At 60.1% G+C, this 9,332-nt stretch carries 7 protein-coding genes; 5 read left to right on the top strand and 2 right to left on the bottom strand.

The window, feature by feature from the left end; genetic code table 11:
* Window positions 1-49 precede the first annotated feature (49 nt).
* Together fghA and ARC39_RS24030 are read left to right on the top strand one after the other, a co-directional pair.
* On the top strand, window positions 50-916 hold the full coding sequence (fghA, locus tag ARC39_RS24035; protein WP_236545383.1) for an S-formylglutathione hydrolase: 867 nt from the start codon (window positions 50-52) through the stop codon (window positions 914-916).
* Between the two features lie 268 nt (window positions 917-1,184).
* Entirely contained in the window at window positions 1,185-2,573 is a 1,389-nt protein-coding gene (locus ARC39_RS24030) for a MarR family winged helix-turn-helix transcriptional regulator (RefSeq protein ID WP_149866540.1), read from the top strand.
* Window positions 2,574-2,731: 158 nt separating this feature from the next.
* Here the strand turns inward: ARC39_RS24030 and ARC39_RS24025 are convergent, their stop codons facing one another.
* Complete coding sequence (locus ARC39_RS24025; RefSeq protein ID WP_078059456.1) at window positions 2,732-2,947, bottom strand: DUF1127 domain-containing protein; 216 nt, start codon at window positions 2,945-2,947, stop codon at window positions 2,732-2,734.
* A gap of 163 nt (window positions 2,948-3,110) precedes the next feature.
* Complete coding sequence (locus ARC39_RS24020; protein ID WP_068119022.1) at window positions 3,111-4,124, bottom strand: LacI family DNA-binding transcriptional regulator; 1,014 nt, start codon at window positions 4,122-4,124, stop codon at window positions 3,111-3,113.
* Window positions 4,125-4,366: 242 nt separating this feature from the next.
* Between ARC39_RS24020 and ARC39_RS24015 the strand changes: the two genes are divergently transcribed.
* From ARC39_RS24015 to ARC39_RS24005, 3 genes are all read left to right on the top strand, one after another.
* The gene (locus ARC39_RS24015) at window positions 4,367-6,364 is read left to right on the top strand and encodes an FAD-dependent oxidoreductase (protein ID WP_068119019.1); all 1,998 of its coding nucleotides are present in this window, start codon (window positions 4,367-4,369) and stop codon (window positions 6,362-6,364) included.
* 3 nt (window positions 6,365-6,367) lie between these two features.
* Window positions 6,368-8,224, top strand: a complete 1,857-nt coding sequence (locus ARC39_RS24010; RefSeq protein WP_068119016.1) for a [FeFe] hydrogenase, group A — start codon at window positions 6,368-6,370, stop codon at window positions 8,222-8,224.
* A gap of 98 nt (window positions 8,225-8,322) precedes the next feature.
* Window positions 8,323-9,330 (top strand): ABC transporter substrate-binding protein, encoded by a 1,008-nt coding sequence (locus tag ARC39_RS24005; RefSeq protein WP_068119014.1) that lies wholly within the window; start codon window positions 8,323-8,325, stop codon window positions 9,328-9,330.
* The last annotated feature ends 2 nt before the right edge of the window (window positions 9,331-9,332 follow it).

The raw sequence follows: 9,332 nt of genomic DNA, 5'->3' as shown, positions 1-9,332 counted from the left end.
TCGACCTCATGCACAAAGGCGAATCTATCAGATCCGTGGTCCTGTACTGATGGCGGGTGAAGGAGGGCAGGGGGCCGGCGTGGAGATTGTCTCGGAGAACCGGTGCTTTGGCGGCATTCAGGGCGTCTATCGCCACGTTTCTGCCGCCACGGGATGTGACATGACCTTTGCGGTCTATCAGCCGCCCCAGGCAGAGACGCGGCCGGTCCCGGTGCTTTGGTACCTTTCGGGGCTGACCTGTACGCATGAGAACGCCATGACGAAGGGCGGGTTTCAGGAACACGCCGCGCGGCACGGGATCGCATTGGTCTTTCCCGACACCTCGCCGCGGGGCGAGGGGATCGCGGACGACGACAGCTACGATCTGGGGCAGGGGGCCGGGTTCTACGTCAACGCGACGCAGGCGCCTTGGGCGCCGCATTTCCGGATGTACGACTACATCGTCACCGAGCTTCGCGAGACGGTGAATGCGCGCTTTCCGGTCACCGCGGCACAGGGGATCACCGGGCATTCCATGGGTGGGCACGGAGCGCTGACGATAGCCCTGAAGAATCCGGATATCTATTACACCCTGTCGGCCTTCGCGCCGATTTCAAACCCGACACAGTCGGATTGGGGCCGCCGCCAGTTCGGTGCCTATCTGGGTGACGACGAGACCGCCTGGCGCGAATACGATGCTTCGATCCTGCTGGAAGAGCGGGGATGGAAAGGCGAGATCTTGGTCGACCAAGGTGGTGCCGACCAGTTCCTTGACCTGCTGAGACCAGAAGCGCTGGCCTCCGCAATCGGGCGACGTCGGCAGGCAGCGGTATTGCGCATACATCCCGGCTACGACCACAGCTATTTCTTCATGTCGACGTTTGCGAGCGATCATGTCGCTTGGCATGCGGAGCGTCTTGGGGGTGCGAGGGGCTAGGAGATAGCCGACGAAAGCTCCCAACATTCTGGAATCCAAAGTCGTCCTGGGCGGCTGCGTCGTTCACCAAGCGTTATTTGCGCATTGGGTAACTCTTTGCGTCTTGAGTGGGCAGGGCCAGTGTGTATGTGGGATATTATGTATTATTTCATACGCTCATCGCGTATTCCTCGCGAAATTTCTAGAAATCTGGGCTGTTTGACGCAAAAATAGTCGAAAATCATACAAAACTGTGATATGGTTGGATTGCAGACAAAAGGGGTGCGTCGTGACAACGTCGACCGACCGGCTGGAGCGGAGCATGGAGCAATTCGTGCGCTACTATCTGGCACACATAAATCCGATGCTGCATCGCTCCGAATACCGTGGCCGCTTGTTTCCGGACAGCGAGATCATGGTCGTTATGGCGCTGAGCACTGTCGGACCGCAATCGCCCACGCAAATCTGTCGCGGGCTGGGTATGCAGAAGGGTAGCCTGACATCGGTTCTGCGACGGCTCGAAACTCTGGGTTTTATTTTTCGCCGGGCCAATCCCAGCGACGAGCGTAGCTATATTGCCGAGTTGACCCCCGAGGGTGCCGACTTCGCCGCATTCCTGACGCGTCAGAGGCATTTGGGATTTGCCGAACTGTTCGGAACCATGACGCCTGAAACCGTCGATTCTGCAGCTGGCGGGCTTGAACTGATCGCGGCCCATCTGAGGAAAATGGAGGAGAGCCACATGACCCTGGTCAAGGATTCGAACAAACGTGGCCTGAACTGGTATCACGCCGCCAGCCCGGAGGACCGGCGGGAGTACGACGCCTTCGGTCCATGGATCACCGAGGTACAGAGCGAGGAAGATATGCCGCCGCGATTCCGCAGCGCATATGCCGATCTCGGAGACGCGAAATACCTGCTGAAAGTGCCGAAGAACGCTGACAGGCGGCAGTTGCGGCCGGGCATGGACCTCTATACGATCGTCCTCGCCGTGAATGACGGCGGTGCAAGCTTGTTGTGTCTTGTTGAAAGCGGTGTGCATCGTCGTGACGTGACGTGGAACGAGGTCGTCGCTGTCGGCAGCTTTGGCGACCAGCTTCAAGGCATTTGGACTCTGTTCCTAGGGGATGGATCGCAGGCGGAGTTCACCTACAACAAGGTGTCAAGCAACCTGATGAATGACGTGACGGATTTCGTCAGATCGCGCGTCCTTGCTCCGGCGGGTGCGCCACAGGCACCGCTGGAAGGCGAACCGGACATCGACATAGGGGACAATGACCTTTTCTTCGGCTCATCCCTGCTGGAATTGCGGCACCGCCTGGGCGATCCGATCACGCCACTACATTTTGAACCGCAGGATACTCCTTGCCGGGACGACGCTGGTAAGAAACGTCTGTCGACCGGTGTGCTGATCCTGGACGCGCGGGGAGAGATGATCCTCGTCAATCGCGACCGGCCGTGGCGACGCCGAAAGGAGGCTTGGTATGCCGCAAACGATATCTTCATCCCGTATGACCGGATGACCGGCTACGCGGTGGAGGCGCCAGCGGACGAGGCTTCGGGAATGTTCTTCACGCTCGTGCTTCATCTGGACCGTCAGGTGATCCGACAGCCCTGCCTGGTCCGGCCGGAGTCGGTTGTCGTTCGATTGGAGGAACTGGGTGTGCGCGAAATCTGACGACTACGACCGCCTGTCATTGTGCGGAACACGAAGGCACGGAAGGCGAGGGGAGTTTCGGGTTCGATCCGGCTGCCCCGGCAACGTGGATGTTACCTACGCTCCGGCGCCTGCCCCGGCGGTCAAGACGCCGCCGGGCAGATACTTGGAAGTAGCTGCTACCGAACTTTGGCAGCGGCCTCGGTGGCGAGATAGTGGAAATCGGCGCGGCTCATGCGCAGATCAGCCAAGTCCCGATCGCTCAACTTGTTCAGTTCGTACATGGTTTCACGGTAGGACGCGTGCCGGCGCCGCCACGCAGCAAAGCGCGCGAACAGACCGTCGAAACCGGAACCGGAAACCAGCGGAGCGGATATCACTTCGTTCATACTCATTTCATTCACCTCAATCTGGCTCGTTTGCGTGACTGTTAGCGATAACAGCCACGCCAATCAAAATAGGCAGGTTTCGCTTATCCACAACGATCAGCTGTGAATGCCCGCGATGCGCCGCATGCATACATTCTGCGGTGCAGCGAATTGCGGCCGGACATTTGCGTCAGGCGTTCTCGGCCATGAATATCTGGACATCGGTTTCGACGGATTCCGCATTGCCCTCAAGCCGACCCAGTCGCGCAGCCATGATTTCTGCCGCAAGCCGGACCTCAAGATGAGGGTTCTGGTCGATCACCGCGTGGATTTTTCGAGCATGCAGGAGGCGGCGGCGTGTCGCCGTCAATTCGTGGCAGACGACGAACACATCGGCGCTCCGCCCGAGATGCTCGAGTGCTTGCGCGATCCGGCTGGCGCCCACAGAGAGGTGGTAGATCCCGCGGATGGTTGGGTCGTCTTTCACGGCACGATAGACGAGGTCCATGGTTACGTTTGCATCCTCCCTGGTTTCCACCACTCGGGAAATCCAGCACCGCGGGTGACGTTGAGCGATCAGATCGGTGAAACCGCGAGAACGGGCACGGTGGCCGGATAGTTCGAAATTCCCTCCAACGATGAGGATACTTCCGCCACGCTCACCGAGAAACCTGCCCAACAAGTCGCCCGCGACTCTCCCGGAACGCTCATCGTCGGGTCCGACATAGGCCACTCGACCGGAATCGCGGATATCGCTGGCAAGTGTCAGCACCGGCATCTCTGCACTGACGGTCCGGAGGGCAGTGGCGATTGCCGGCGAGTCTGGGGCAGACAGGATTACCCCGTCCGTTGACCCCAATTGATCCAGGATCTTTCCGGCAGTTTCTTGCGCTTCTGTCGCGTCGATATGGATCAGGTGCATTTGGATGTTCAGGGAATCCAGAACCTTCCGGGTTGTGTCGAGACCGCTGCGCAATTCGGCATGGAACGGGTTCGTCGGCGGTTGAAGCATGAAGGTGACACGTTTGATTCTCACGTGCTGGTAGTCGAGACGCCGGTCCAGACCCAGGGTACGGGCAACCTGAATGACACGATCTTCCTTGGCCGTATCGACGCCACCGCGTTTGTTGATCACCCGGTCCACAGTTGCGATTGAAACTCCGGCTGCGCGAGCGACATCCGTCAGCGTCACCTTCCTGGCCATGCTCCACCCTTACCCGGTTTGCTCTTGCGGGACCATGGCTTTCGGATTTGATGGAAAGCCATCAAATCTGGAATACAGCCACTCTGGTGGCTCGGCTAGCATTGAATTGCCGTACGGAAGAGCGGTTCACGTAGGCGATGCAACTCCTATGTGCTCCAAATTCCTGCGGAAATCGATGCTAAGGCGCGGCCAAGTTTCCCGATGCGGCGTCGTCCGCATTGGTAGGCATGGGAGAGAAGCGAATGGCTGAAGTCGCCTACGGGGTTTGGGACGGTGTTGTCCACGATGCCCGTGATGGATCTACGAAAACACGGGCGTCAATCGCCACGCTCAAGAACTTCGAAGAGTTCGATGACGGCAACCCGATCCGCGCGTTTTTTGGTGATCGAGGGTTTTTCGTTTTTGACGAGAATGTCAGCCTTGTCGACGGTCTCTTTCACTACATGAGAAAGGCGGCCGAACAATCCTGCGGCGCTTGCACCCCCTGCCGCATGGGCACGGTGCTGGTGCGCGATGCGCTAGACAAGATGCGGCGCGGGCTCGACTCACCGCTTGGTTTCGATTCAATCGAGATGCTGGGCGAGCAGATGAAGGAAACCTCGCTTTGCGGGCTTGGGCAAACCTGCGCAATCGCATTGCTCGATGTGCTTCGCAACTTTCGGGACAAGGTGGAGGCGGAAATTGCAGACCATCGCCCGATCCGGACGCAACACGGCATGGCCTACATGACGGCCCCCTGTATCGAGGCCTGCCCATCGAAGATCAACGTTCCGCGTTACATCGACTACATCCGCGACGGTAAACCGGAAAACTCGCTCGGCGTACTCCTGCAGAAATACCCAATGGCGGCGACTTGTGGGCGTGTGTGCGTTCGCTACTGCGAACAGGCTTGCCGGCGGAAACTCGTGGACGAGGCGGTTGGGATCAAGACGCTGAAACGTTACGTGGCCGATCAGCAGAAAGGGCCGCATGCGCTCAAGTTCACCCGGGACATGATCCATAAACCGCTGGAAGACGGGATGCGCGTGGCGGTGATCGGTGCGGGACCGGCTGGCATTTCCTGCGCATACCACCTGCTGCTGCACGGCTACCACGTGGATGTCTTCGAGAAAAGTGACCAGGCCGGCGGCATGGCGCAGATCGGTATTCCGTCATACCGGTTGCCGAAAGACACGTTGGCAATGGAAACCGACATTATCGCAGAGCTTGGCGGTCGTTTCCTCTTCGGCCAGCAGCTCGGTCGCGACTTCACCATCGATGACCTGTTTGCGCAGGGGTACAAGGCTCTCTTTCTCGGCCTTGGGTGTCAGCAAGGAACGACGCTCGGTATCGAGGGAGAGCACGCGGCCCACGATGGGTACTACAGCGGAATAGACTTCCTTCTTCGCGTGCATGACCACGTGGAAGGGATCGCCCCGTTGGAACTCAACGGTGAAGTCGTGGTGGTGGGCGGCGGCAATGTGGCGATGGATTGTGTGCGCTCGGCGGTCCGGCTGGGCGCCGACAACGTCCATGTTGTCTACCGCCGGACGGAAGGAGACATGCCGGCGGACCAAGAGGAAGTTCTGGCTGCCGGCGTGGAGGATATCGCATTTCACACGCTTACGAACCCGACCCGCCTGATGACGGAAAACGGTAGGGTTGTCGGGGTCGAACTGATCTGTATGGAGCAGACCGAGCCTGACGAGAGCGGACGGCGCAAGGTTCGCCCCATCCCAGGCAGCGCCTTCACGCTGCCCTGCAATGTTTTTATCGCCGCTATCGGTCAGCAGGTCGAGGACGGGGCCTTGGTAGAGGACGACGGGATAACGCTGGACAAGTGGCGTTGTGTTGAGGCGGATAAGGGGCTGGCTACATCACGGCCTGGCGTTTTCGCGGGTGGGGACTGTGTGACCGGCCCTTCTACGTTGATCTACGCGATGGCTGCGGGGCTCAAGGCGGCGCGATCGATAGACGATTGGGTCCAACTCGGTACATTGCGTTTCTTCAAACGCTCGCGGATGCGCCAACTGCTATCCGACAACCGTATACTTGCCAGCGATGTGGTCGAGACGCCGGTGCGGAACGCATATCGCGTTCACAATCCCGAACTCGACCCGGAACTGCGAAAGCACATGTTCGGCGAAGTCGAGCAGACGATCTGCGACAAGCAGGCCTATGCCGAGGCGCAGCGTTGCATGCGGTGTTTCCGCCTCTACACCGTGATCACCGCGCACTCCATTCCCGAAGGAGCGACGTGAACCATGGACACCGACACACGTCACCCCGCCGGGGACAATGCCCGAGAAGCGACGATATCCCTGACCGTGAACGGGCGGCAATGCACGGCTTTGCCGAACGAAACGATCCTGGCCTGTGCGCGACGGCACGACATCTTCATTCCGACGCTGTGCGAACTGGACGACATTGACCATACACCGGGCACTTGCCGTGTCTGTATCGTGGAAATCGAGCAATCCGGCAGGGAGGGGGTCCATGCCGTGAGCGCCTGCACGACGCCGGTACGCGAGGGGATGGTGGTCATGACCCGCTCCAAACGTGCGCGCGATATGCAGCGGCTCCAGGTGGAACTCCTGATGGCCGATCACCTGCAAGATTGCGCCACATGCGTTCGCCACGGCAATTGCGAGTTACAGGACCTGGCGCAGTTTGTAGGACTGACCGAGAACAGGTTCTTCGACCGTGTAAAGACGCAGACGCGGGACTACGACGACAGCTCTCCGGCGATGATACGCGACATGCAGCGGTGTGTGCGTTGCCAGCGCTGCGTCGCCGTTTGCCGCTATCATCAGGAAGTTGATGCGCTGGTGATGGAGGGAACCGGCGTTAATCGAGCGGTAGCGCTACGAAATGCGACCGATTACGATAAATCGCTCTGCGTTTCTTGCGGTCAGTGCGTGCTTGTCTGCCCCACCGGTGCGCTCGGCGAGCGAGACGAGGTAGACCGCGCCGTCGATTACATTTGCGACCCGAAGATCACGACGGTGATGCAGTTTGCTCCGGCCGTTCGGGTGGCCTTTGGAGAAGAGTTCGGGATGCCGGCGGGCAGCAACGTGGAGGGTCAGATCATCGCCGCAGCGCGAAAGATCGGTATCGACGTTGTGCTTGATACCAACTTCGCCGCCGATGTCGTGATCATGGAAGAGGGGACAGAGCTTCTGGCCCGGCTGAAGGAAGGACGGCGCCCAACCTTCACCTCCTGCTGCCCTGCCTGGATCAATTTCGCGGAGATCCACTATCCCGATATTCTGCCGTTTCTCTCTTCGACCAAGTCGCCGCAACAGGTGCTGTCGACTGTCGCCAAATCCTATCTGCCGGAGAAGCTGGGTATTCCACCGGAACGTGTCCGCGTGATTTCGGTGATGCCGTGCGTCGCCAAGAAGGATGAGGCGGTGCGACCGCAACTCGCTCAAAACGGTGTTCCTGAAACCGATCTGGTGCTGACCACACGTGAGTTTGCGCGGCTGCTCCGGCGGGAAGGAATCGACCTGAAAGATCTTGAGCCTTCGGTGTTCGACGACCCCTACATGAGCGAGTATTCCGGAGCAGGCGCCATATTCGGCACAACCGGCGGCGTGATGGAAGCCGCCGTTCGCACGATCTATGCCGCCGTCAATGGCAAGGAAATTGAGAGGATCGAGCTGACGCAGCTCCGGGGTTTCGAGGCTGTGCGAGAAGCCACGATCGACCTCGGCGGACCGGTCGGCGAGGTGAAGGTCGCCATGGTTCATGGGCTCGGCGATACCCGCGCCCTTGTGGAGAAGGTGCGCGCTGGCGAGGCCGACTTCGACTTCATCGAGGTCATGGCCTGTCCGGGCGGATGCGTCGATGGCGGCGGGTCGCTGCGATCCAAGAAGGCCTACCTGCCACTCGCGATGAAGCGGCGGGAGACGATCTATAACGTCGACCGGGAGGCAAAGGTACGCCAGTCCCACAACAACGCTCAGGTCAAGGCGCTCTACAGGGATTTCCTCGGTGCGCCGAACTCGGAAAATGCGCATCACCTGTTGCACACGCACTACGAGGATCGGCGACGGGAGATGCAGCTTACCGTCAAGGAGATCTGGGAGGATATCACCATGAGCCGGACGCTCTATTGATCGGCGCGGGCGGCAAGTGGTGTCCGGCAATGCGGAACGTGCAGCGGCCCGGGGACATTGTCGCCACCGTTTGGCTCGGGCCTAGAAGAGGAACCTGAATGGGACACGCGAATACGGTCAGTCGTCGCCGGCTCTTGCGGGGGCTGGCGTGCGCAGGCGTTATTGGGGTTGTTCCGCCTGGCCGCGACACGCCGCGCGCCGAGCCTGCGGAGGGACTGACGCTCTGGGGCATTCCCGCGACGCCGTCGGTTGTTCTTGCCCGGGCGGTGGCGTCCGGCATGTTGGACGAGGTTTCACCGGGAGTTGTGCTAGACAGCTGGAAGAGCACCGACCAGATGCGCGCAGGTATTGCCTCGGGCGAGTTTCAGCTCTTTGCGACATCAACCTACGCCGCGGCCAATTTCTTCAATCGCGGGGCAGGCACGACAATGATCAATGTCGTTTCCTGGGGGGTGCTCTACGTCATGGCCCGGGACGAGAGCATCACCAGGATCGAGGACCTTGCCGGACGGCACGTACTGCTCTCCAACAAGAACGAGGCACCTGACCTATTGTTCCGCCTCGTGTTGACATGGTCGGGGCTCGATCCGGACAACGATCTGCAACTGGACTACGTGGGCTCTCCCGGCGAAGCCGTACCGCTTTACCTCAATGGGCGCGGCGACGTGGCCGTGCTGCACGAACCTGCGGCAACAGCGGCATTGGCGCGAGCCGCGAAGGCCGGTTTGCCGATCAAGCGGGCCATCGACGTTACAGAGACCTATGGCCAACACACCGGGCGCGGAGCGCGTATCCCGCAGGTCGGGTTGGCGGCCAACGCTGCGTTTCTCGATGCGCATGCCGATGTCGTTGCGGCGGTTCATGCGGCCTGCGTCGAAGCGGGGACATGGGTGTTGGAGAACCCCGACATGGCCGGGGCGCTCGCCAGTCTCACGCTACCGTTGCCGGCTCCGGTCATTGCGAAATCCGTACCCAATATACATCTGGACGTTGTCTCCGCACGGGAGGCGCGGGCGGATATCGATATATATTTCAAACACTTGATGAGCCTCGACCCGGGCATCGTCGGTGGCGGCCTGCCGCATCCGGCGTTCTATTGGGGTTGAGA

This window comes from Tropicimonas marinistellae, from assembly GCF_001509585.1.
In the GTDB taxonomy this organism is placed as follows: domain Bacteria; phylum Pseudomonadota; class Alphaproteobacteria; order Rhodobacterales; family Rhodobacteraceae; genus Tropicimonas; species Tropicimonas marinistellae.
The sequence above is the reverse complement of the archived record's forward strand: the minus strand, read 5'-3'. Positions and strand labels throughout refer to the sequence as shown.

Excerpts from the sequence above, each read along its gene's own strand:
- ARC39_RS24015 (WP_068119019.1), top strand. The coding sequence starts at position 4,367 with ATGGCTGAAGTCGCCTACGGGGTTTGGGACGGTGTTGTCCACGATGCC.
- ARC39_RS24020 (WP_068119022.1), bottom strand. The coding sequence starts at position 4,124 with ATGGCCAGGAAGGTGACGCTGACGGATGTCGCTCGCGCAGCCGGAGTT.
- ARC39_RS24005 (WP_068119014.1), top strand. The coding sequence starts at position 8,323 with ATGGGACACGCGAATACGGTCAGTCGTCGCCGGCTCTTGCGGGGGCTG.
- ARC39_RS24025 (WP_078059456.1), bottom strand. The coding sequence starts at position 2,947 with ATGAGTATGAACGAAGTGATATCCGCTCCGCTGGTTTCCGGTTCCGGT.
- ARC39_RS24010 (WP_068119016.1), top strand. The coding sequence starts at position 6,368 with ATGGACACCGACACACGTCACCCCGCCGGGGACAATGCCCGAGAAGCG.
- fghA (WP_236545383.1), top strand. The coding sequence starts at position 50 with ATGGCGGGTGAAGGAGGGCAGGGGGCCGGCGTGGAGATTGTCTCGGAG.